This window comes from Paenarthrobacter sp. GQ52 (genome assembly GCF_059759005.1).
This window is the reverse complement of record NZ_JCAXEJ010000003.1, coordinates 19,011-39,841: the sequence shown is the minus strand read 5'-3', so window position 1 is coordinate 39,841 and position 20,831 is coordinate 19,011. Positions and strand designations below refer to the sequence as shown.

18 protein-coding genes and 3 tRNA genes are annotated in these 20,831 nt (G+C 61.7%); 7 read left to right on the top strand and 14 right to left on the bottom strand.

What is annotated here, in order from left to right; genetic code table 11:
• Position 1: 1 nt before the first annotated feature.
• Entirely contained in the window at positions 2–886 is an 885-nt protein-coding gene (locus tag AC6CH8_RS05670; protein WP_498189308.1) for a fumarylacetoacetate hydrolase family protein, read from the bottom strand.
• Positions 887–986: 100 nt separating this feature from the next.
• Positions 987–1,607 carry a DM13 domain-containing protein gene (locus AC6CH8_RS05665; protein WP_256871379.1) on the bottom strand — a complete coding sequence of 207 codons (621 nt, stop codon included), beginning with the start codon at positions 1,605–1,607 and terminating at the stop codon, positions 987–989.
• A gap of 116 nt (positions 1,608–1,723) precedes the next feature.
• On the opposite strand from AC6CH8_RS05665, the gene AC6CH8_RS05660 reads away from it, so the two are divergent.
• On the top strand, positions 1,724–2,920 hold the full coding sequence (locus AC6CH8_RS05660) for an SLC13 family permease (protein WP_498189306.1): 1,197 nt from the start codon (positions 1,724–1,726) through the stop codon (positions 2,918–2,920).
• Here AC6CH8_RS05660 and AC6CH8_RS05655 read toward each other — a convergent pair.
• Entirely contained in the window at positions 2,917–3,585 is a 669-nt protein-coding gene (locus AC6CH8_RS05655; protein ID WP_420178363.1) for a DUF1684 domain-containing protein, read from the bottom strand. The two genes, AC6CH8_RS05660 and AC6CH8_RS05655, sit on opposite strands and share 4 nt — an antisense overlap.
• Before the next feature lie 54 nt (positions 3,586–3,639).
• On the opposite strand from AC6CH8_RS05655, the gene AC6CH8_RS05650 reads away from it, so the two are divergent.
• Both AC6CH8_RS05650 and AC6CH8_RS05645 read left to right on the top strand, forming a co-directional pair.
• Entirely contained in the window at positions 3,640–4,494 is an 855-nt protein-coding gene (locus AC6CH8_RS05650) for a RodZ family helix-turn-helix domain-containing protein (protein ID WP_498189303.1), read from the top strand.
• Positions 4,495–4,563: 69 nt separating this feature from the next.
• On the top strand, positions 4,564–5,370 hold the full coding sequence (locus AC6CH8_RS05645) for a transglutaminase-like domain-containing protein (RefSeq protein ID WP_498189301.1): 807 nt from the start codon (positions 4,564–4,566) through the stop codon (positions 5,368–5,370).
• Here the strand turns inward: AC6CH8_RS05645 and AC6CH8_RS05640 are convergent.
• From AC6CH8_RS05640 to bcp, 7 genes are all read right to left on the bottom strand, one after another.
• The gene (locus AC6CH8_RS05640; protein ID WP_054808488.1) at positions 5,367–5,828 is read right to left on the bottom strand and encodes a MarR family winged helix-turn-helix transcriptional regulator; all 462 of its coding nucleotides are present in this window, start codon (positions 5,826–5,828) and stop codon (positions 5,367–5,369) included. The genes AC6CH8_RS05645 and AC6CH8_RS05640 overlap by 4 nt on opposite strands.
• On the bottom strand, positions 5,828–6,952 hold the full coding sequence (locus tag AC6CH8_RS05635) for an LLM class flavin-dependent oxidoreductase (protein ID WP_429330077.1): 1,125 nt from the start codon (positions 6,950–6,952) through the stop codon (positions 5,828–5,830). The genes AC6CH8_RS05640 and AC6CH8_RS05635 overlap by 1 nt, the downstream gene beginning before the upstream one ends.
• Before the next feature lie 150 nt (positions 6,953–7,102).
• Positions 7,103–10,342, bottom strand: a complete 3,240-nt coding sequence (locus tag AC6CH8_RS05630) for an efflux RND transporter permease subunit (RefSeq protein ID WP_498189298.1) — start codon at positions 10,340–10,342, stop codon at positions 7,103–7,105.
• A 67-nt stretch (positions 10,343–10,409) separates the two neighbouring features.
• Complete coding sequence (locus AC6CH8_RS05625) at positions 10,410–11,915, bottom strand: malate:quinone oxidoreductase (protein ID WP_420178358.1); 1,506 nt, start codon at positions 11,913–11,915, stop codon at positions 10,410–10,412.
• Between the two features lie 79 nt (positions 11,916–11,994).
• Positions 11,995–13,662, bottom strand: coding sequence for an ABC transporter substrate-binding protein (locus tag AC6CH8_RS05620; protein ID WP_091468234.1), 1,668 nt, complete (start codon positions 13,660–13,662; stop codon positions 11,995–11,997).
• Positions 13,663–13,830: 168 nt separating this feature from the next.
• Positions 13,831–13,912, bottom strand: a tRNA-Leu gene (locus AC6CH8_RS05615).
• Between the two features lie 63 nt (positions 13,913–13,975).
• Entirely contained in the window at positions 13,976–14,449 is a 474-nt protein-coding gene (gene bcp / locus AC6CH8_RS05610; RefSeq protein WP_498189295.1) for a thioredoxin-dependent thiol peroxidase, read from the bottom strand.
• 84 nt (positions 14,450–14,533) lie between these two features.
• Here bcp and AC6CH8_RS05605 point away from each other — a divergent pair, with 84 nt between their 5' ends.
• Entirely contained in the window at positions 14,534–14,995 is a 462-nt protein-coding gene (locus tag AC6CH8_RS05605; RefSeq protein WP_091468228.1) for a MarR family winged helix-turn-helix transcriptional regulator, read from the top strand.
• Between the two features lie 103 nt (positions 14,996–15,098).
• On the opposite strand, the gene AC6CH8_RS05600 is transcribed toward AC6CH8_RS05605, so the two are convergent.
• The 4 genes from AC6CH8_RS05600 to AC6CH8_RS05585 form a co-directional block, all read right to left on the bottom strand.
• Positions 15,099–15,174, bottom strand: a tRNA-Lys gene (locus tag AC6CH8_RS05600).
• A 193-nt stretch (positions 15,175–15,367) separates the two neighbouring features.
• Positions 15,368–15,443, bottom strand: a tRNA-Lys gene (locus AC6CH8_RS05595).
• A gap of 117 nt (positions 15,444–15,560) precedes the next feature.
• Positions 15,561–16,739 (bottom strand): PQQ-dependent sugar dehydrogenase, encoded by a 1,179-nt coding sequence (locus tag AC6CH8_RS05590; RefSeq protein WP_498189293.1) that lies wholly within the window; start codon positions 16,737–16,739, stop codon positions 15,561–15,563.
• 55 nt (positions 16,740–16,794) lie between these two features.
• Complete coding sequence (locus tag AC6CH8_RS05585; protein ID WP_498189291.1) at positions 16,795–17,796, bottom strand: sunset domain-containing protein; 1,002 nt, start codon at positions 17,794–17,796, stop codon at positions 16,795–16,797.
• Between the two features lie 179 nt (positions 17,797–17,975).
• Between AC6CH8_RS05585 and AC6CH8_RS05580 the strand changes: the two genes are divergently transcribed.
• The 3 genes from AC6CH8_RS05580 to ilvD are packed head-to-tail and all read left to right on the top strand — an operon-like array spanning position 17,976 to position 20,761.
• Positions 17,976–18,908, top strand: coding sequence for a LysR family transcriptional regulator (locus AC6CH8_RS05580; RefSeq protein ID WP_091468222.1), 933 nt, complete (start codon positions 17,976–17,978; stop codon positions 18,906–18,908).
• Positions 18,886–19,029, top strand: a complete 144-nt coding sequence (locus AC6CH8_RS05575; RefSeq protein WP_498189572.1) for a hypothetical protein — start codon at positions 18,886–18,888, stop codon at positions 19,027–19,029. Before AC6CH8_RS05580 ends, AC6CH8_RS05575 begins: the two co-directional genes overlap by 23 nt.
• Before the next feature lie 10 nt (positions 19,030–19,039).
• Positions 19,040–20,761, top strand: coding sequence for a dihydroxy-acid dehydratase (gene ilvD / locus AC6CH8_RS05570; protein ID WP_179017214.1), 1,722 nt, complete (start codon positions 19,040–19,042; stop codon positions 20,759–20,761).
• Positions 20,762–20,831: the final 70 nt, after the last annotated feature.

The following is a 20,831-nucleotide window of genomic DNA, read 5'->3' as shown; positions in this document are numbered from 1 at the left end:
GCTACTGTTCCCAGGAAGCGCCGGTTACAGGGTTGTGGAGCTCTCCGATTCCTTCCACACGGCAAACTACGGTGTCGCCAGGCTGGATTCGCGCGCACTCTGCGGGGAACCCTGAGAGCACGAGGTCGCCGGCTTGGAGGGTCATGAACGAAGTCAGATAAACCATGATCTCGTCCACTTTCCAGCCGAGATCAGCTGTACCGGCGGTCCTGAGGGCGTGGCCATTGTGGACAATGCCGATTTCAAGGTTCGAGTCATCCAGGTCCGTGACTATCCACGGGCCGACGGGCGTGAACGTGTCCTGGCTTTTGGCGCTGATCCAGAGTTCGTCGGACTTCTGGAGGTCTCGGGCGGAGACGTCGTTGCCGATGGTGTATCCAAGGATTGCCGACCTCGCCGTCTCCAAGGTCAAACCCCGCGCGGCACGGCCGACGACGACGGTCAGTTCAGCTTCCGGGTCCACATAACCCACGGTGGAGCTCAGTTGGATTGCTTCGCCGGGTCCGATGACGCTGGATGCTGCTTTGTGGAAGGCCTGGGGCGGCAGGTCCCGGCCAGGCTGCCCGGTGTTGTGGGCCATACCGAAGACGTTGACAGGTGCCGATGGTGCCAGGAAGTTAAACGAATCTTGGCTGACCACATCGCCAAGCTCCCAGCCCTCCCTGGCCGGGCTGTTGGCGTTCGCCCTCGATCCCGGGAAAGGGGAGTCCACCACGGTCCACTGGGTTCCTGCGGGCGAATCGAAATCCGTGGCGTTGTTGGCTACGAAGAACTGCTCGTCCGGATACGCGCTCGTCGAAGGCAGGCCACTCAAGGACTCACTGGTCGGGGACTGGGCAGGGACGGGCCGGACGCGGGCGATGCGACGGGGAAGCAGCGAGGTCATGATGACATCCTACGTCCTCCCTGAGCTTCGCCCTGCGTTGCGAGGCCCGTTTTACACCCCATGACACGCCCTTAGCGCGCAGAGCGGGCCTCGCAACGCGTCAGGAGAGTGGGGCCGATCCGAACGCAACGCTGAAGCGGTCACACCACAGAACCACCGACGTCAGGCCGGCGACGTCGGTCCCGGCGGGGATGGCGTAGTTGTGGTTGCCGTGTGTGGCTTTGATCGCTCCCAGATCCACGTATCGTCCTGAACGGTACTTGAACCAGTCGCCACCGGCTTCCAGGCTGCTCAACCAGACTTTGACGTCCGGACCGTCGCTGCTGGCCAGGTTCTCAAGTCGCAGCAGATGGCTCCCGTCGGCGAGTTTCACCAGCTGGGCCGTGCCAGTTGTCTCATGCTCCTGGGATTGGAAAGCACCCGAGCTAAGAACCAGCGGAGCTGCGGGGACGGGTGGGGTGGGAGCCGGTGCTGCGGGACCGGAGGACGCGGGCGGTGGTGAGCCTGGGACGGCGGGCCTGTCGGCAGGTCCCGAGCTCGCAGAAAACGGTGCAGCGGGCAGCGCTTCATTGAGGGTGCTGCTGGTGAAGAGGCGCCACGGCTGGAACAACGCGGCTCCCGCCACCACCGCTGAAAGGATCACCAAACCTGCCACGGCCGCAAGGATCCTGTGGGCCCGGACCAGTCTCCGGAATCGGGTCATGCTCCACAGTGTGTTCATGCTCCAAGGCTAGGCTTCGCAGGACCGGTGCGGGTGCTCCAAGGCTTACGGTTCGATGACGCGTTGTCCTCGTGGCGCGGAGGAAGGACACAGGGGCCGGGCTTAGAATCCGTTCCATGCGTCTGGCAATCATTGGGTTGGTCCTCCTTGTGGCTGGTGGGATCACCGTGGCCACGGGTGTCCTGCCGTGGCAGGAAGTGGCGGTCCTGGTGGACCGGGTGGCACCCATCCTCGGCTTCGTGGTTGCCATGACGGTGGTGACAGAACTCGTCAGTGAGGCCGGCGCCTTCCAATGGATAGCCCGCCATCTGCGCGGTTGGGGGCGCGGACGCAGCATCCTTCTGTGGTTGCTTTTGGCGTTGTTTGCCACCTTGAGCACTATCTTCCTGTCGCTGGATACGACGGCGGTTCTCCTCACCCCGGTGGTGGTCACCGTTGCCCGCCAAGCGGGCCTACCCGTCCTGCCCTTTGCTCTGACAACCGTGTGGCTCGCGAACACCGCCAGCTTGTTGCTTCCCATCTCCAACTTGACCAATCTCTTGGCGCAACACAACCTGGGCGGAATCAGTCCCGCACAGTTCGCCCAACTGATGTGGGCGCCGTCGGTTGCGGCCGTCCTGGTCCCTTTGGCGTTCATAGCCATCGTTTTCAGGCGCGAACTGCGCAAGACCTATGCACGCGATTCCACCCGTCCAGCCCAAGGAATTTCGTCCAAAGCAACCACCGACAGGGTCCTGCTGTTGGTCAGTGCCGTGGTCCTGTTGTTGCTGTTGCCGGCGCTGGTATCCGGAGTTGCCATCTGGATTCCTGCTGCAGCGGCCGCGGCCACCCTTGGGGTGGCGTTCGCAGTCCGTAGGCCCAAGGTGCTCAGGGTGACGTTGATTCCGTGGTCCCTGTTGCTGTTCACGTGCGGACTCTTCCTGATGGTCGAGGCAGGTCAATACCTTGGAGCGTCAGTGCTTCTTGGCCAAGTGGCGGGGCAAGGGGATGGGTTCCTTGAACTATTGAGACTGGCCATGACGGGAGCCCTGGGCTCCAATGTGGTCAACAACCTCCCCGCCTACCTGCTGGCCGAACCACTGGCAGGAAACCCTGAGAGGATGGCTGCCCTTCTTGTGGGAGTCAACGCGGGGCCCTTGATCACGCCGTGGGCATCACTGGCCACCCTGTTATGGCACGACCGGTTGGTGCGCATGAACGTGCTGGTCAAGTGGAGGGGATACGCGCTCTTCGGCCTGATCGTGGCGCCCCTGACAATACTGGCCGCCGTTGCGGCGCTCGCGGTTTTTGGCCCGGGTGGGCTGTTCGGCTAGCCCAGGTAAAGTTCTCCCACAGGTACTTCTGCCGCCAATCGGTTGGCTGGTCCAGCCAGCGGGCACGCCCAAGCTTCGTTGTAGGCGCACGACGGGTTGTACGCAAAGTTGAAGTCCAGCACGAGCTCTTGCCCGGCGCCGGTTTCCCGCGTCCCATGGAACGAGCCTTTGACTGTGTCCAGCAGATATCTTCCTGCTCCGTAGCTTCCGCCCTCTTTGCCGGCAGTCGAGTCACGGAAGGGCACGAAGATGCCGCCACCATAGCTGCGTAGCCGCCAGGCCGCCAAGGAGCCCAGCCCGGGTAGCTCAAGGGTGCCGATCCTTGTAAAAGGCACTACGCCGTCAGTCCCTGTTTCGACGTTCATCTCCTGGCCGGCTCCGTCGGGGGACAAGGCGGCGTACATTCGGAAGGAGGGATCGTAATCAGCGGTTCGCAGCCCGGAAAATGAGGCTTTCATTTCCGCGGTCAGCGCTGAAGCAGGATGGGTAGCGAACATCAGGTCCCGTTCCTGCCGCCAGAAGACATGCGCGTCGAACGGGTTGGTGGCTGCGAGCTGACGCACCTTGTCGTAGAGAGCGAACGTCCGCAGGCGCCAGTCAGCAATATCAACCGCTGACATAGTGGGGATGTCGTCCTCGAAATAGTCCTGCTGATCGGGAGCCATACCCTCAGCCTAGTCCTGTGCGTGTCGCGGGATCGCCGCAGCTAGGCTGGGCTCATGAAGGGCATCCTGAACCTGCACCGCATTCCGATGCGGGTCGCAGCCGTGGTACTGGCTGGTTCCGTACTCGCGGCCACAACATCCTGCTCCGCTGAGAACAAAGGCCCGCAAGTAACCTCGACGGCCAGCTCCCAGCCCAACACCTCGGAATCAGGGACCGGTACTGCGGAAAGCACGACGCCGGCAACGGCCTCCGCGGCAGGCTCGCCTTCCGAAGCCCCCAGCGACGGCGGCAGCGCCTCGGCCAGCGCGGAACCCAGTCCGGCCGCAACGGCGGTGTCCTGGAAGACGTACACGGACTCCGCCAAAACCGTCAGCTTTGAGCTACCGCAGGAGTGGATAGCGCAGTCGGTGACGCCGGAGGCAGGCTCGCTGGCCCATGCCGTGAAGGTGGAGGTCAAGGATGCTGAAGGACGCTACATCGCCACCCTCCAGACAGGCCTGCCTTCGGCTGCGCCCGTTGCATGCCCCGCCGGACAGGCCCGCCCGTACGTAGTAATCAGCAGCGTGCCCTTGGACGTCCCGCACTCGGATGGCCCGGACACCATTGACCCGCGCGTGGTTTTCCGTGTGGTCCAAGGCTACAAATTTTTCGGCTCCTACGGCATCACCAATATGGTGGCTGGTGTGGACGGGCAGTCCTGCGAACTGAGGAACAGGGTGCTCGGCCCTGCCGGAAAGGGCGATATCTCCTTTGGCGACGTCCTGGCGATCCATGCCTTCGCCGCAGACGAGAAGGTGGCCCCGGCCAAGGCTTTCGATACTCTGGACCTGGCCGCGAAGTACGCGGTCCACGGATCTGAATTCGCCAATGTCCAGCGGATGCTACTGTCTCTGAAGGTCAATCTGTAGTCCTGCGATTGGCTGATTCACACATACGGCGGCGATGGGGATGCCCGCCGCAACCCACCCCGGAGATCAATGGAACGCAATGTTGCTGCCTCGCTCGTTTTCAAGACTGCAGCCAACACCAAGGTGGCCATGGCCGTAGCCGTGGCCAACAACCATGGCTACGACGCAGTGGAGGAAACCCTGTCCATCACCAAGGATGGTGCTGAGGTTCCCTTTGCCGAACTCAGCGACCACCATGGCGGCCGCTTCCACTACCTGGAGTTCACTGAGCCCGGTGAGGTGACAGTGGACTACCGGGCAACGGTTCATGGCTATGGAGAACCCGATACGTCCAGCCCGATGGAGCTCATCAGGTACGTCAGGCCCAGCCGGTACGCGGAGTCAGACAGGCTGCTGCCTACTTCCTATGCCGAGTTCGGCAGCCTGCAAGGTCCCGAACTGCTCCAAGCGGTACGCGACTGGGTGAACGGGGAATTGCGCTACGTCAGCGGTTCGTCGCGGGGAACTGACGGAGCCGTGGAAACCTTGCTTCACCGCAAAGGTGTGTGCCGGGACTTCGCCCACCTCGCCATCGCCCTGTTGAGGTCAAAGGACGTTCCTACGCGCCTGGCGGCGGTGTACGCTCCAGGGCTGAGTCCAATGGATTTCCATGCTGTTGCCGAGGCACATATCAACGGCGCCTGGCACATCATCGACCCCACCGGACTGGCTCCCCGCCAATCCATGCTCCGCATCACTGCCGGACGCGATTCATCGGATACCGCGTTCCTGTCCACCGTGGGCGGCAGCCTGACCTTGAAAACGCTCAAGGTCAGTGCGTCGGTAAACGGAGAGCTCCCGGTGGAGGACCCCCGGGAGCTCATCAGCTTGCGTTAGTGTCCCGCAACCGAAGCACGGAGCTTCTCGGTCAGCCGCAAAAGCTCCCGCTGTTCCTCAGCTGTGAGCGCAGGCGCCACCAGGTGCGCGATGTCCCGGACATGTTCGCGGCCGATGGTCTTTTGAAGTTCACTGCCCGCTTCGGTGAGTGAGAGCAGGACTCCGCGGCCGTCGTCGGGCGCTGTTGTTCTTTCCACCAAGCCGCGCTTCTCCAAACGGTCCACCAAGCGGCTCAAGCTGGACTGGCTCAGCAGGACTTTGTCGTTGATCTCATTGAGCCGAAGTTGGCCCGAAGGGCATTTGGACAACGTGAAGAGGACATCGTATTCCTTGACGGGCAGTGTCTTGAAGGCCGGTCCCGACTGCAGCTTCCGCATCACCGCCACCTGGGAGCGGAACAACGACTCCCAGGTTTCGGCGGCGAGGCGAACGGCGGAGGACGCCGAGGGGCTGGACATCAGGCGTCCTGCCCCGCAGCACCAGCGGTAGCGGATTCGCTGACCGTGGCTTCCAGGGCGGCGGCGGCGCGTGAGGCGTGCGTCGGTGCGTCAGGCACGTGCGCTGGCTTCATGGCGGCGTATTCCTTGCGGAGTACCGGCAGGACTTCTTCGCCGAAGAGGTCCAACTGTTCCAGCACGGTCTTCAGCGGCAGGCCGGCGTGGTCGATCAGGAACAGTTGCCGCTGGTAGTCACCGAAGGCCTCGCGGAATGTCAGCGTCTTCTCGATGACTTCCTGCGGGCTGCCCACTGTCAGCGGAGTCTGCGAGGTGAAGTCCTCCAGGGACGGTCCGTGCCCGTAGACCGGCGCGTTGTCGAAGTACGGGCGGAACTCCTTGACGGCGTCCTGCGAGTTCTTCCTCATGAAGAACTGACCACCAAGGCCAACAATTGCCTGGTCTGCCTTGCCGTGTCCGTAGTGCTCGTAGCGCTCCCGGTACAGGCCGATCAGCTGCTGGTAGTGCTCCTTGGGCCAGAAGATGTTGTTGGCGAAGAAACCGTCGCCGTAGTAAGCGGCAACTTCTGCGATCTGCGGCGTCCGGATGGAGCCGTGCCACACGAAGGGGGCCACGCCGTCGAGAGGCCGCGGTGTGGACGTGAAGTTCTGCAGGGGTGTGCGGAACTTTCCGGACCAGTTGACCGTGTCCTCATCCCACAATTTGCGGAGCAGGCTGTAGTTCTCAATGGCGAGTTCGATGCCGTCCTGGATGTTCTTGCCGAACCAGGGGTACACCGGCGCTGTGTTGCCACGGCCGAGGACCAGATCCACGCGGCCATCGGAGAGGTGCTGGAGCATGGCGAAGTCTTCGGCGATCTTGACCGGGTCATTGGTGGTGATCAGGGTGGTGGCCGTGGACAGCGTGATGCGCTCGGTCTGGGCTGCGATGTAAGCCAGGGTGGTGGTGGGCGAGGAGGAGAAGAAGGGCCGGTTGTGGTGCTCGCCAAGGGCGTAGACGTCCATACCGATTTCTTCGACCTTCTTGGCAATGGCAACGGAGGCCTTGATGCGTTCGTTTTCCGTGGGCGTGCGGCCCGTGGTGGGGTCAGCGGTGATATCGCTGACGCTGAATACGCCGATCTGCATGATGTGCCTTTCTCCCTGCCCGAGGTCCCGGGCTCTGTAAACAGTGTACCTCAAACTAGATGCATTTGCATGTATCGATACCTGTAACAGGGCAGGGCCGGGAATTGTTCCCGGCCCTGCCCATCGAAGGTTAGTGTGCTGGGGAGCTTGCTATTCTCCGGGATTGTGCGCCGCGCGGCGGCCCGTAACGCGGGGAATCATTCCAGTGGTCCAGTCTTGGAACTCGCCCGAGCCGTTGCTGGAGGCACCGCTGCTGTCAGTGCCGCCGGGTCCGTCGTCACGTTTCGTCGTCGGCTTGTCCTGCAGGGCCTTCAGCAACTCTTTCTTCTCCCGGCGGCCCTCCACAAGTTTGTAAAGAACCGGGACCAGAACCAGCGTCAAGGCAGTGGATGAAACCAGTCCACCGATCACCACGATGGCCAGTGGTTGCGAGATGAACCCGCCGCCACCCGTGAGGCCCAGCGCCATGGGAGTCAGGGCGAAAACGGTGGCCAATGCGGTCATGAGGATGGGACGCAGGCGCTGCCGTGCACCGTGTGTGATGGCATCGGCAACGTTCATGCCCTGACTGCCGTCATGTGGTTTGCGGTATTGGTTGATGAGGTCGATCAACACGATGGCGTTGGTGACCACGATGCCCACCAGCATCAGCATGCCGATCAGTGACGGCAGGCCCAACGGAACGCCTGTCACCAACAGCAGACCCACTGCGCCTGTGGCAGCGAAGGGTACAGAGACCAACAGGATGAGCGGTTGCACGAGTGATTTGAATGCGGCCACCATAATCACGTAGACGATCGCGATGGCTGCCAGGAGGGCCAGGCCCAGCTGGCGGAAGGACTCGGCCTGTTGTGTGGTGGCACCGCCGATAGTTGCCGTGACCCCCGCGGGCAGTTCCACAGCTGCCAGCCTTTCCTGCACTGCGGCGCTGACGCTGCCAAGGTTGGAACCGGAAGGCGTCACAGTCACCCTCGCGGTCCTCTGCCCATTGCTGCTGGTGATGGATACGGGGGTATCAACCTGCTCGACGGCGGCAATCGTCTCCAGCGCGACGCCACCGCGGGCCGTTGGGAGCTGGAGCGCACGTACTGCGGCAACGCTGGTGAAGCGCGTGCCCTCGCCGATTTGCACCGGGTAGTCGTTGGTTTCGATCCGGACGGTACCGGCCGGAATAGGGCTTACCGTGGATGCGAGGAAGGCACCTATCTGCTCTTCCGTCAGTCCTGCTGCGACAGCCTTTGCCCGGTCAACGCGAACCTGGACCACCGACTGCTTTGAAGCGAGGTTCGTGGCGACTTCCGAGCTGCCCGGGACGCCTTCCATGGCCTTCACCATGGCATCGCTTGCTGTCTGCAGGTCTGCGGAGTTGGCTGCCCTGATGGTGATGTCCACAGTAGAGGAAGTACCGAATCCACCTTGCTGGGATCCCACAGTGACTTTTCCGGCGGCCCCCTCCAGCCTGGATCGGACCTCGTCCTGGAGTTTGCCTTGATTTATTTTCTCGTCGGTGACAATGGTGAACGTTGAGTTGGAGGACCCGGTTGACGTCAGGGCAGCGAAACCCGTTTGGGCATTCCCTGAAGTGACCTGCACGTCCTTGATACCCTCAATGCCCTTGAGGGATTCCTCAATCTTGGACGCCTCATCGCTGGTGGCCTGCAGGCTGGTGCCGGGCGGAAGGACCTGGCGCACCGTCATGCTGTTCTCTCCGGAACGGCCCAGGAGGTCAGTGGCCAGAAGTGGCGAGACGGCGATGGTCGCCACCAGCACCAACGCTGCCGCGGACAGGGTGATGACCGGGTGCTTTTGCGTCTTCGCAAGAATGGGAAGGTAGCCGCGCTGGAGGCGACTCCGCTGTTCGGATTCCTTGGCCTTCTCGGCAGCTTCCTTGGCAGATGCCTGTGCTTCAGGGCCTTTCCCGGGGGAGGACAGGAACCAGTAGGCCAGGACCGGAACGATCGTCAGGGAAACCAAGAGAGACGACAACAGCGCGATGGTCACAGTCAAGGCGAAGGGACGGAACAGCTCACCGGCGAGGTCGCCCACGAAAGCGATGGGGAGGAACACGGCCACAGTGGTCAGCGTGGAAGCCGTGATGGCCCCGGCCACCTCCCGGATGGACGTCAGGATGGCTGTCAGCTTGTGTTCGCCGTAGCTGAGGTGCCGCTTGATGTTCTCGATGACCACGATGGAATCGTCCACCACGCGCCCGATCGCAATGGTGAGGGCGCCCAGGGTAAGGATGTTCAGCGAATAGCCTGTGGCGGAGATGCCGATGAAGGTGATCAGCAGGGACAACGGGATGGAAACGGCCGTGACCAGGGTGGAGCGCACGGACATCAGGAAAACCAGGATGACGGCGACAGCGAAGCCCAGACCAAGGAGCCCTTCCGTAGTGAGGTCCTTAATGGACTTCTCAATGAAAGGTGCCTGGTCGAATACCGGTGTGAAGGTCGCGTTGTTGCCGAGCTCGTCTTCCATGGGGCCGACGGCGTCCCGCACCGCATGCGAAATCGCCACCGTATCGCCCTCGGGCTTCTTGGTGACAGACAGCGCCAGGGTGGGCTTGCCGTTGGTGCGGGTGATGGAAGTAGCGGCGTCGTCCTCGATGCTGACGTCGGCCACGGCTCCGATGGTTGCAGCACCCTTGGCACCGGCCAAAGGAAGTCCCTTGATGATGTCGAGGGAATCCACGGGGCTGCCGAGCTGGAGGGACAGGGTCTTGCCTTGATCCTCGATGGTGCCGACAGGAACCAGGGTGCCGTTGTTTTTCAACGCATTGCTGATGGACTGGACCGAAGCCCCTGTAGTTGCGAGGTCCGCGGGGCGGGGCTGAATCAGGATGTGTTGGCTGGAACCGCCGGTCACATCGGCGCCGCGGACGCCGTCGATCTTCTGCAACCGGGGCACGCTGAGTCGCAGGAGGTCAGCGTTGAGCTCGCTCAGGGGTTTGTCCGAGGACACCGCCAAATAGACGATCGGGAAGTCGCTGATGTTGCCCGCGATGGACTGGGGTTCGACGTCGGCCGGCAGCACCCGCTTGGCGTTGGAGATCGCCCGGTCAATCTGGTTGCGTGCCCGGTCCAGGTTGGAGCCGTACGTGAACACCATGGTGATCTGCGAAACGCCGTTGCGGGACGTCGATGTGGTGGATTCCAGACCCTCGACACTGTTCAGGGCTGTTTCCAACGGCTGGCTCAACTGCTTGTCCACCACCTCCGGGGAGGCACCAGGCATGGAGGTCACCACGGTGATCTGCGGGAACTCGATGGAAGGAATGAGTTCCTGCTTGAGCGACCCCATGGTGATCACGCCGAACACCGCCGCAAAGACGGTGATCAGCGCGATCAGGGCCCGGTTTCCCAGGGACAGTTTGGCCAAGCGGAACATTGCATTGACTCCTGCGGTCTACGTAACGATTCGACTGACGGGAACCGGCCGCAGCCCCGGGTGTGGCCTAGCTCTGGATGGCGTTGGCCACTTCCAATTGCAGCGACCTGGCGGTGCTTGCTTCCAGTTCCGCGGCCAGGTCCGGATTCTCGTTGAGCTTGACGCCGTAGCCCGGCATCATGTCCTTGAGCTTGGACTGCCATCCCTTGAAGTTCTTGGGGAACGACTTTTGCAACAGTTCGATCATGATGGGCACTGCGGTTGAAGCACCCGGAGAAGCGCCCAGCAGGGCGCCGATGGAACCATCGCGGGAAGCGATGACTTCAGTGCCGAACTGCAGGACGCCACCCTTTTGAGGGTGTTTCTTGATGATTTGTACACGCTGGCCGGCGGTGATCAGTTCCCAATTGCTCCCGGCTGCTTCGGGGTAGTACTCACGCAGTGCCTCCACCTTGGCCTCATGCCGCTTGGCAACCTCCTTGATGAGGTAGGCGGTGAGGTCCATGTTGTCTTTGGCTACTGCCAACATGGGAATGATGTTTCCCGGCCGGATGGACAGCGGAAGGTCCAGGTAGCTGGAGGTCTTCAGGAAGTTGGTGGAGAAACCCGCATACGGGCCAAAGAGGAGGGAACGCTTGCCGTCCACGTAGCGGGTGTCCAGGTGCGGAACGGACATGGGCGGAGCGCCAACGGACGCCTGGCCGTAGACCTTGGCGCTGTGCTGGGAGGTAATGGCGTCATCCGTGCAGCGGAAGAACTGGCCGGACACGGGGAAGCCGCCGTATCCCTTGCTCTCGGGGATCCCCGAGGCCTGTAGCAGGTGGAGGGCACCGCCGCCTGCTCCAACGAAGACGAACTTCGCGTGGATGCGGCCGTGCTCGCCGGACTTGGGGTGTTTGATGGAGAGGTCCCATCCACCACCTGCTGCGCGGTGGATGTTGGTGACGTCGTGTCCGTAGTTGACCTCGGCGCCGCTGCTTTGCAGGTAGCCGGTCAGTTCGCGGGTCAAGGCGCCGAAATCGACGTCGGTGCCTTCCGAAGCACGGGTTGCGGCAACGCGCTGCTTGCGGTCGCGGCCCTTGACGATCAAGGGGGCCCACTTGGCGATTTTGTCCTGGTCCTCGGTGTACTCCATGCTGCGGAACAGCGTGTTGGGCTTCAGGGCCTCGTACCGGGTCTTCAGGAAGTTTGCGTGGTCATCGCCAATGACGAAGCTCATGTGCGGGACGGTGTTGATAAAACCTTTGGGGGACCCGATCACGTTGCTGTCCACCAAGTGGGACCAGAACTGGCGGGAAAGCTGGAACTGCTCGTTGATGTGCAGGGCCTTGGAGGGGTCTACGGAACCGTCTTTTGCAGCGGGAGAGTAGTTAAGCTCACACAGCGCAGCATGGCCGGTGCCGGCGTTGTTCCATGGTCCGGAACTCTCGAGCCCTGCTTCGTCGAGTCTTTCGAAGAGGGAGATGGTCCAGGTGGGTTCAAGTTGCTTGATGAACGCACCAAGGGTGGCACTCATGATTCCACCGCCAATAAGGACGACGTCGGCATGTTGAGTCTTGGAAATGAAGGTCACGATCAATCTCCGTTAGCGGCGGCACTGGCTGTCACAGAATATCCCCGCGCAGACTCAATACTGAAATTGCGGGGAATCGTCAAGGCTTTAGGCGGACGTTTGTGAAAACTTCGTTGAGGACGGGGGAAGCCGGGTAGCTTTCCACCTTGTTGGACAGTGCCAGGGCAGAGATGGGGAAGGCGATGGGCACAGCCGGTACCGACGCCGCGATCTCTGCGTTGATGGCTTGATACTGGGTGTTGCGGTCGTCGCCTTCGGGCATGGCCCGCGCGCGTTCTATCTTGTGGAAGACCTCCGAGTCTGCGTAGCCGAACTCGGCGCGTGATTCGCCGAACAAGGGTCCCAGGAAGTTGTCCGCGTCAGCGTAGGAGCCATTCCAACCGAGCAGGTGCAGACCGCGGTCACCGGCCGATTGGACCCGCTGGAGGTAGCCGTCTTCCCAATCGATGGGAACCGGCTTGATGTTGAAGCCGACAGCCACGAGTTGGCGGCTGAGTTCGGCGTAGATCTTTTCCGGCGTGGGCATGTAGGCCCGTGTGGCGTTGAGCGGGTAGTAGAACTTCAGTTCTTCGCCCTTATAGCCGGCCTTCTTCAAGAGCTCTTTAGCCTTCTCCGGGTTGTATCCCAACGAGGGAGCATTGTTGTTGAAGCCACTTAGTTTGGGCGGCACGAACTGGGACGCCTGCGCGGTGTTGTCGATGAAGAACTTTCGGATCAACGCTTCCTTGTCGATCGCCATTTCTATCGCTTGGCGGACCTCTGGCTTTTCCAACGGTGCCACAGCCTGGTTGATGCCGAGGTACATCACCGAGAACGGGTCGCGCTGGATGATCTGGACACCCTTCTTGACCAACTGGTCAAAGGTTCCGGAGGTCACAAGATCATAGGCGTCGATCTTGCCGTCCAGCAGGGCCTGTTGACGGGTTTCGGCGCGATCGTAGGGGACGAAGTTGATGGTTGCTATTTGTCCCCTGTTGCCCCAGTAGCCCTTGTAACTGGACAGGGTGAGTTTCTTCTCGTCCCAGCCAGTGAACTCGTACGGGCCCGTACCCACGGGATGGCCGGCGTAGCTGGACATGGCCTGGCCATTCCGGACCTGGTCAAGGACGTTGGCTTTCTGTGCCTGCAGAGCGGTCGGGGAGGATATTGCGAAGGCCGGCAGTGTCAACGCCTGGAGGAATCCCGTGAAGGGACGCGTCAGATTGATCCGGACGTCGCTGGCCGAGACCACTTTGCAGTCTTTGAAGATGGAGAACACCGGCTGGTCCGAGTAAGCCTTGAATACGCTTTGGAACGAAATCCCGGGCGCCTGCTTTCGGAGGTCCTCGGGGAAGGTGAACCAGCGGTTGAAATTGGCGCATACTGCGGTTGCGTCCAGTGGAGTGCCGTCGTGAAATGTCACGTCGGAGCGGAGCGTGAAGTCGTAGCTCAGCCCGTTGTTGCTGTCTTTCCACTCAGTGGCGAGGAGGGGAGTGGTCTGCCCTGTCTCACCGTCTACCCCTACGAGCCCTTCGAGGACTTGACGGGTGACACGGTAGGACTCGGAATCGGCGGTGACTGCAGGATCGAGGCCCAAGGGCATGGACGCCGTGCCGAAATTGAAGGTTGCCGAAGGTTCAACGGCGGGGGAGTTGCTGGTGGATGTAGACAGCGCGGGGCCGGGTGTTCCTGTGCACCCTGCCAGTCCCAAAGCCAGTACGGCAGCTCCGAACTGAATGCTTAGGTGCCGCATTTTGCTGCTTGCCACTCTTGTCCCCTCAAGCCGGTTGGAAGTGCTGTGGCCGGCTTCGGCCAGACCGCATTCCAGTCTAGTTGAACGTCCTGAGTGCACTTCCCAGCGCACCGTCAGGATGCCCCCCGCTGCTTGAGGAGAAAAATACCCCCGGTCGTGCAACCGGGGGTATTCATGTATCTGTGCGCAAGGGGGGACTTGAACCCCCACGCCCGAAGGCACAGGAACCTAAATCCTGCGTGTCTGCCAATTTCACCACTCGCGCTGGCTGGCTACCGAACCGCCTAGTTGGACGGTCGATGCCATATACCGGCCTCCAGTGTACCCGCTACTTGTCCAGCTTGAGATCCCGCCGGAGCTTGGCCACGTGCCCCGTAGCGCGTACGTTGTATTGCGCCACGGAGAGCTTTCCATCGGGATCGACCACAAAGGTGGATCGGATCAGCCCCATATAGCTGCGGCCGTAGTTCTTCTTCTCGCCCCAGGCCCCATACGCTTCGGCAACGGAGTGGTCCTCGTCCGAGAGGAGGCGGAAGGTCAGTTGCTCTTCCTCACTGAACTTGGCAAGAGCCTTGACGGGGTCGGGGGAGACTCCAACCACTTCGTACCCTGCAGCCTGCAGTGACCCGAGCGTGTCGCGGAAATCGCAGGCTTCCTTGGTGCATCCGGGAGTGGAAGCGGCCGGGTAGAAGTAGAGGATGGTTTTCCGTCCCCGGAGGTCCCCCAAGCTCATGCTTTTGCCGGTTTCGTCCTGAAGTGTGAAGTCCGGGGCGATGTCTCCCGGGATAAGTCGTTCAGCCAAAATGTGCTCCTTGCCAGTGATCGCGATTTCCCAGTTTAGTAGGAGAAGCCGCGTCCTCACCCCTTCCGCGCATATACTGTCGGCATGCCAGATATGGAGAGATGGCCCACCACCCGATTGCTTTCGACAGCTGCACGCCTGGTGGAAATCTCGTGGAACGAAAAATTGAAGTCCATCGGCCTGACCCACGCCGGTGTCATTGCCATGCAGGTATTGGCCGCCAAGGGTGCCATTACGCAGGCGGCTTTGGCCGAAGTTGCGCGGGTCAAGGCCCAAACAATGGGGACCACCCTGGCGAGGCTTGAGCTGCACGGGCATGTCACCCGACAACGCAGTGATTCCGACCGCAGAAGTCACGTGGTGACCCTTACCGACGCCGGTATTGCAGCGCTTGCAGAAGCAGTAAAGCTTGAGCAGGATGTCTTGTCGCCCGTCGCCGTGGACACCGCCCGCCTCCGCGAGGAACTTCGGATTGTTGTCAGGGGCCTTGCCGGGCTTCCGGCGCCGGAATCGCACCAGGTTGACACCGACCTGCCTCAAGTCTGACCGAAGCCTGTGGCCGGGGTTTAAGTTGCCAAGCCCCGGCATGGAAACAGATGGAATACAGAAAGGCTCCGGATCGTATCTACGATCCGGAGCCTTTCCTCTGTGGTGCACCCCCCGGGACTCGAACCCGGAACCCATTGATTAAGAGTCAATTGCTCTGCCAGTTGAGCTAGAGGTGCAGCTATTGTTTCGGCTTATCCGGGAAATTCACATTCCCCGTCGACCTCCGCAACGACAAATAACTCTACACCACTATTTGACTGCTGGAGACCAAAAGGCGCAATGCGTGATGAACGCCATTTGATTGACCCGAAAAGAGTATTGAACAACAAAAAAGGCCTTGGAGTGAGATTCACTCCAAGGCCTTTTGCTTGGTGCACCCCCCGGGACTCGAACCCGGAACCCATTGATTAAGAGTCAATTGCTCTGCCAGTTGAGCTAGAGGTGCAGCTGTTGATTCTGATCAAACCCGGAAGCTTTTCTTTCCCCGGCGATCTCCGCAACGACATGTAACTCTACACGACTTCCGCCGAAGAGGGAAATCGGCACCTCGTCGCCTGCGGTGTCACCGCCCAACCTTCAGAATCACCGCGAAATCAGGGTTTCTGTTGTTGCTGATAACCCAGAGGGTGCCATCTGGAGCTCGGGCTACGTCCCTGAGCCGCCCGTATTGCCCTGTGAAATAGGCCACAGGGGTGCCCGCGTTCTCACCCTCAAGGGGAACCGCCCACAGTCTTTGACCACGAAGCGCACCGGTGTAGGCAATGCCATCCACGATTTCGAGTCCGCTCGGTGAGGCGTCCGACGTTGAGGGCCAGACGACCTTCGCATCGATCAGCCCGCTTCTGCCCGGCGCGCCGGTCACGGTAGGCCAACCGTAGTTGCCGCCCGAGGTGATCAGGTTCAGTTCGTCATCCACGTCCGGCCCGAATTCGCTGGCCCAGAGGCGTCCGTCACTGTCCCACGCCAGGCCCTGCACGTTACGGTGCCCATAGCTGTAGACAGGGTTATCGCCGAAGGGATTACCCGGCGCCGGGCGTCCTTCCGCAGTAAGCCTAAGGATTTTTCCTCCCAGGGCGTTTGTATCCTGGGGTTGCTCCCGGCGCTGGGAATCGCCGGTGCCCACGTACAGGAACCCATCCGGGCCAAAACGGATTCGACCACCGTTATGGGTTGAGGCCTTGGACATTCCGGAGAAGATCACTTCAGCCTCGCCCAAGGCCAATTGACCACCAGAGTCCTCAGTCAACTTCATCCGCGCAATCCGGTTGTCGCTCGGCGAAGTGAAGTATGCGTACAGCCACCGGTCCGTTGCGAAGTCAGGTGAGAGGGCCAGTCCGAGCAATCCGCCTTCTCCGCCGGGGTCGACGCCGGACACCTCGCCTATGGTGGTGGCCTCGCCGTTTCGGATGCTCTTGACCTGGGCGGAGTCGCGTTCGGAAACCACAGCTGTGCCGTTTGGCAGGAAGACGACCGACCATGGCAGTTGCAGTCCGACGTCGAGCTTTTGAGCGACTTCCGGGCTCCGTGGCGACGCGGGCGTCGTTTGGCTGCTTCCGGGGGCGGATGTCCCTGAAGCGGTTGTCCCTGAAGCGGTTGTCCCCTCCTGGGTCGCCGACGCGTTGGGTGTTGCCGCGGTGCCCGGCGACGACGGACTGCCCGTGCATCCCGTTAGCGACAAGAGCAGGACAAGCGCAGAGGCGCGCATGAGGCGATCACGCCGTTCCGGAGAGAGCCTGTCCATGTTCCTGCCTGCCTGTATGTCTGGCCGCGCGCGTTCTTCCCAGCGTGTGTTCTTCTCAGTGCCTGCTGCGGCGGGGTGGGCGGAATCCGGCAGCCTCTGCGTGTGCGGAAGACTCAAACCACACATCGGCAGCAGCGTCGTCGTACCCTGCCGTGTCCTCGTCGTGGTAGGTCATGGCCGAGGCGTCAGCCTTGACCGGATACGCATTCCCTGGTGCGCTGGATGATCCGGTGCCGTAGGGATGCTCGACGGCCAGGTGACCAGAGGCCGCCGAATCTTCGGCCGCTGCGGACTCTGCTCCCGGCAGGGTGGGTGAGTGGGCATCGGTGTACTCGTGATGATGGACAGGGGTGCCGCTTTCGTCTGTCCAGGAAGACTCCCACTCAGCCTTATCTGCTGCCTCCTTGGAGGCGGCAGCGGAAGCACCTGTGTCCCAGTCGTCCACGTCACCGGCGTTCATGTCACCGGCGTCTGCGGCGTGGACCTTCGCGTCCGTGTCCACCACGGGTTCGGCCACCACTGGTTCGTCAATCACGGGTTCGGCCACCGCGGGGGGTGCGATGACTGGTTCGGCCACGGTCAATCCGGGTGTGGTGGCCGGCTGAGCGTCTGAGGCTACAACAGGTGGTGAGTCGTCGACGGCGGTGCGGGGCTCGGCTTGTGTGTCATCGGTGACAGGGGAGGCGCCGTGGATTTCTTCGGAAGGTCCGGGTTCGGCAACGTCCGGTTCGGCAATGTCGGGTTCGGCAATGTCGGGTTCGGCAACCCTTGGTTCGTCGACAGTCGGGCCGCTGCCTTCGGCGGCGGTCTTGCCCAGGTTGGTTACCCCGGCCAGGCCGGCCACACCTGCTGCCGTTGCACCAGGGTCAGGCATGGAAGCTGTGTTACTGGGCTCCATCGCTGCCGGGGCCGTGGTGCTGGTTGTCCCGGAAAGGCGATCATCGGCCGGAGCTTGGCTTGGGGTGGTATCGACGTTTCCTGCCTTGTTGCGGTTCATTAGCCACCAAACAATTGCGACGACCAAAACAATGACAATGACCCAAATTAACCAATCCATGGTGGAAGCCCTTCTGCTCACTGGGGTGAAGCTCGTGGTAATGCCGACGTTACGTGCCTGCTTATGGGCTGTCCAGCGTTTGACCTGCCGGTTTGTCCGAAATATCAGTTGCCTTACTAATTGCAGGCCGGGATAATTCGTGGGCAGGCAATTCTCCGGGAGTCGCCTAGTCTGGCTCCATGGACTTCAAAAGGCTGCAGATTCTGCGCGAATTGGCGGACCGGCAAAGTGTTGGCGCCACCGCCGAGGCCATGAATGTCACAGCCTCGGCGGTATCACAGCAGCTGAAAACGCTACAGGCCGAGATCGGTGTTGTCCTGGTGGAGAAAGTGGGCCGGGGCGTTCAGTTGACCGAAGCAGGGCTGGCCATGGCGGCAGCAGCAGCGGATATAGCCACAGCCATGGCCCGGGCGGAGTCCACCATTGACACCTACCGGAAGGGCTGGCAAACACGTGTTTCTGCTGCTTTCTTTCCCAGCGCTGCGGAAATGCTCCTCCCAGGTGTCCTGCACCGGGTCTCCTCCGTGGATGGTCTGACTTTCGATGCACATTTCGAGGATCCGGGAACCGCCCATTTCGCTCCCTTGGTGGCGGACTACGACATCGTGCTGGCGCACAGCGTGGACGGGCCGGAAGTTTTCGCCCGGCGGGGCCTGACCGTGGTGCCGCTCCTGGAGGAAGCCCTGGACGTCGCCATGCCGGCCGGTCATCCCTTGGCCGCAAAAGTCCGGCTCAGCCCCCAGGACGTTGTTGATTACCCGTGGATCGGCGTCCCGGAGGGCTTCCCGTTCGACACGGTGCTTCGCCAGATCGAACTCCATGCAGGCAGGCAGGCCCTGAGGGGTCAGCGATATCCGGATTTGAGGGTGCTTGAGGCTCTGGTGGGCGCGGGCCATGGCATCTGCCTACTGCCTCGATACACCGCCCGGGCAAGTGCGCGGCGGGGACTCGTTCTTCGGCCACTTGCAGGGGTCAAAGCAAGCAGAAGCATCGTGGCTTTGTCGCGGCAGGAAGTTGCCGCGCGGGCCACCATTGCAAGTGTCCTGGATATGCTCAAAAGCGAAGCTGAATCCATTGCCAAGGAACTCAATGAGACACGCCCCAACGTTTGAGGCGCAGGCCATTCGAGGCACCGACCTTCCGTTGGGGCAGGGTGGCCGCAAAATCGCAACATTCGGCAGTTTCGGCTTAACCCGGCGTGCAGCAACGTTCGCAGCCGCCCGGTACACATAGACTTTGGACCATGAGTGACACCACCCGAATTGCGACAGACAACACGCCGGACATTAAACCCCGCAGCCGGGTGGTGACCGACGGCATTCACGCGGCGCCTGCCCGTGGCATGTTCCGTGCGGTGGGCATGGGAGACGACGACTTCGCCAAACCCCAAATTGGTGTTGCCAGTTCGTGGAACGAAATTACCCCCTGCAACCTTTCCCTTAACCGCCTAGCGCAGGGTGCCAAAGAAGGCGTCCATGCGGGCGGTGGCTTCCCGATGCAGTTCGGCACCATCTCCGTCTCGGACGGTATTTCCATGGGCCACGAGGGAATGCACTTCTCGTTGGTTTCCCGTGAGGTCATCGCCGACTCCGTGGAAACGGTGATGCAGGCTGAACGCATCGATGGCTCTGTGCTGCTGGCCGGCTGTGACAAGTCCCTTCCCGGGATGCTCATGGCTGCTGCCCGCCTGGACCTCGCATCGGTGTTCCTTTACGCAGGTTCCATCATGCCGGGCTGGGTCAAGCTGGAAGACGGCTCGGAGAAGGAAGTCACCCTCATTGACGCCTTCGAGGCCGTGGGCGCCTGTGCCGCCGGCAAAATGAGCATGGAAGACCTCACCCGCATCGAAAAAGCCATCTGTCCCGGCGAAGGCGCTTGTGGCGGCATGTACACGGCCAACACCATGGCCTGCATCGGCGAGGCCTTGGGTATGTCCCTGCCGGGTTCGGCCGCTCCGCCGTCGGCAGACCGCCGTCGTGATGATTTCGCCCGCAAGTCCGGCGAAGCGGTGGTGAACCTGTTGCGCCTGGGCATCACGGCCCGCGACATCATGACCAAAAAGGCCTTCGAGAACGCCATCGCCGTCACCATGGCATTCGGCGGCTCCACCAATGCCGTGCTCCACCTGCTCGCGATCGCCCGCGAAGCCGAAGTCGAGCTGACGTTGGACGACTTCAACCGCATCGGCGACAAAATTCCCCACCTGGGGGACCTCAAGCCTTTCGGGCGCTACGTTATGACCGACGTGGACAAGATTGGTGGCGTGCCGGTCATCATGAAGGCACTGCTCGACGCCGGATTGCTGCATGGTGACTGCCTCACCGTTACCGGCAAGACGCTTGCCGAAAACCTCGCCTCGATCAATCCACCGGACCTTGACGGCAAGATCCTCCGTGCCTTGGACAACCCCATCCACAAGACCGGTGGCATCACCATCCTGCACGGGTCCATGGCTCCGGAAGGTGCCGTAGTGAAGAGTGCAGGCTTCGATGCTGACGTCTTCGAAGGAACTGCGCGTGTCTTCGAGCGCGAACAGGGCGCCCTCAGCGCGTTGGACAATGGCGAAATCAACAAGGGTGACGTCGTGGTCATCCGCTATGAAGGCCCCAAGGGCGGCCCCGGCATGCGCGAGATGTTGGCCATTACCGGAGCCATCAAGGGTGCAGGGCTTGGCAAGGATGTCCTGCTGCTGACCGATGGCCGCTTCTCCGGAGGCACAACGGGCCTGTGCATCGGCCACGTTGCGCCGGAAGCCGTCGACGGCGGCCCCATCGCTTTCGTGAAGGACGGCGACCGCATCCGTGTTGACATCGCTGCCCGCTCCTTCGACCTCTTGGTCGACGAAGCCGAGCTCGAGGCCCGCAAGGAGGGCTGGGAGCCACTGCCAGCCAAGTTCACCAAGGGCGTGCTTGCCAAGTACGCCAAGCTTGTCCACAGTGCCTCCACGGGAGCGTACTGCGGGTAGTTCCTGCTTCGGACTCCGGCTGCCTTGCGGCGGCCGGAGTCCGGCAGGCGGACATTGCTGTCCAAATAGT

Coding starts and splice junctions, on each gene's coding strand:
- AC6CH8_RS05670 (WP_498189308.1), bottom strand. CDS start 886: ATGACCTCGCTGCTTCCCCGTCGCATCGCCCGCGTCCGGCCCGTCCCT.
- AC6CH8_RS05665 (WP_256871379.1), bottom strand. CDS start 1,607: ATGAACACACTGTGGAGCATGACCCGATTCCGGAGACTGGTCCGGGCC.
- AC6CH8_RS05660 (WP_498189306.1), top strand. CDS start 1,724: ATGCGTCTGGCAATCATTGGGTTGGTCCTCCTTGTGGCTGGTGGGATC.
- AC6CH8_RS05655 (WP_420178363.1), bottom strand. CDS start 3,585: ATGGCTCCCGATCAGCAGGACTATTTCGAGGACGACATCCCCACTATG.
- AC6CH8_RS05650 (WP_498189303.1), top strand. CDS start 3,640: ATGAAGGGCATCCTGAACCTGCACCGCATTCCGATGCGGGTCGCAGCC.
- AC6CH8_RS05645 (WP_498189301.1), top strand. CDS start 4,564: ATGGAACGCAATGTTGCTGCCTCGCTCGTTTTCAAGACTGCAGCCAAC.
- AC6CH8_RS05640 (WP_054808488.1), bottom strand. CDS start 5,828: ATGTCCAGCCCCTCGGCGTCCTCCGCCGTTCGCCTCGCCGCCGAAACC.
- AC6CH8_RS05635 (WP_429330077.1), bottom strand. CDS start 6,952: ATGCAGATCGGCGTATTCAGCGTCAGCGATATCACCGCTGACCCCACC.
- AC6CH8_RS05630 (WP_498189298.1), bottom strand. CDS start 10,342: ATGTTCCGCTTGGCCAAACTGTCCCTGGGAAACCGGGCCCTGATCGCG.
- AC6CH8_RS05605 (WP_091468228.1), top strand. CDS start 14,534: ATGCCAGATATGGAGAGATGGCCCACCACCCGATTGCTTTCGACAGCT.
- AC6CH8_RS05590 (WP_498189293.1), bottom strand. CDS start 16,739: ATGGACAGGCTCTCTCCGGAACGGCGTGATCGCCTCATGCGCGCCTCT.
- AC6CH8_RS05585 (WP_498189291.1), bottom strand. CDS start 17,796: ATGGATTGGTTAATTTGGGTCATTGTCATTGTTTTGGTCGTCGCAATT.
- AC6CH8_RS05580 (WP_091468222.1), top strand. CDS start 17,976: ATGGACTTCAAAAGGCTGCAGATTCTGCGCGAATTGGCGGACCGGCAA.
- AC6CH8_RS05575 (WP_498189572.1), top strand. CDS start 18,886: ATGAGACACGCCCCAACGTTTGAGGCGCAGGCCATTCGAGGCACCGAC.
- ilvD (WP_179017214.1), top strand. CDS start 19,040: ATGAGTGACACCACCCGAATTGCGACAGACAACACGCCGGACATTAAA.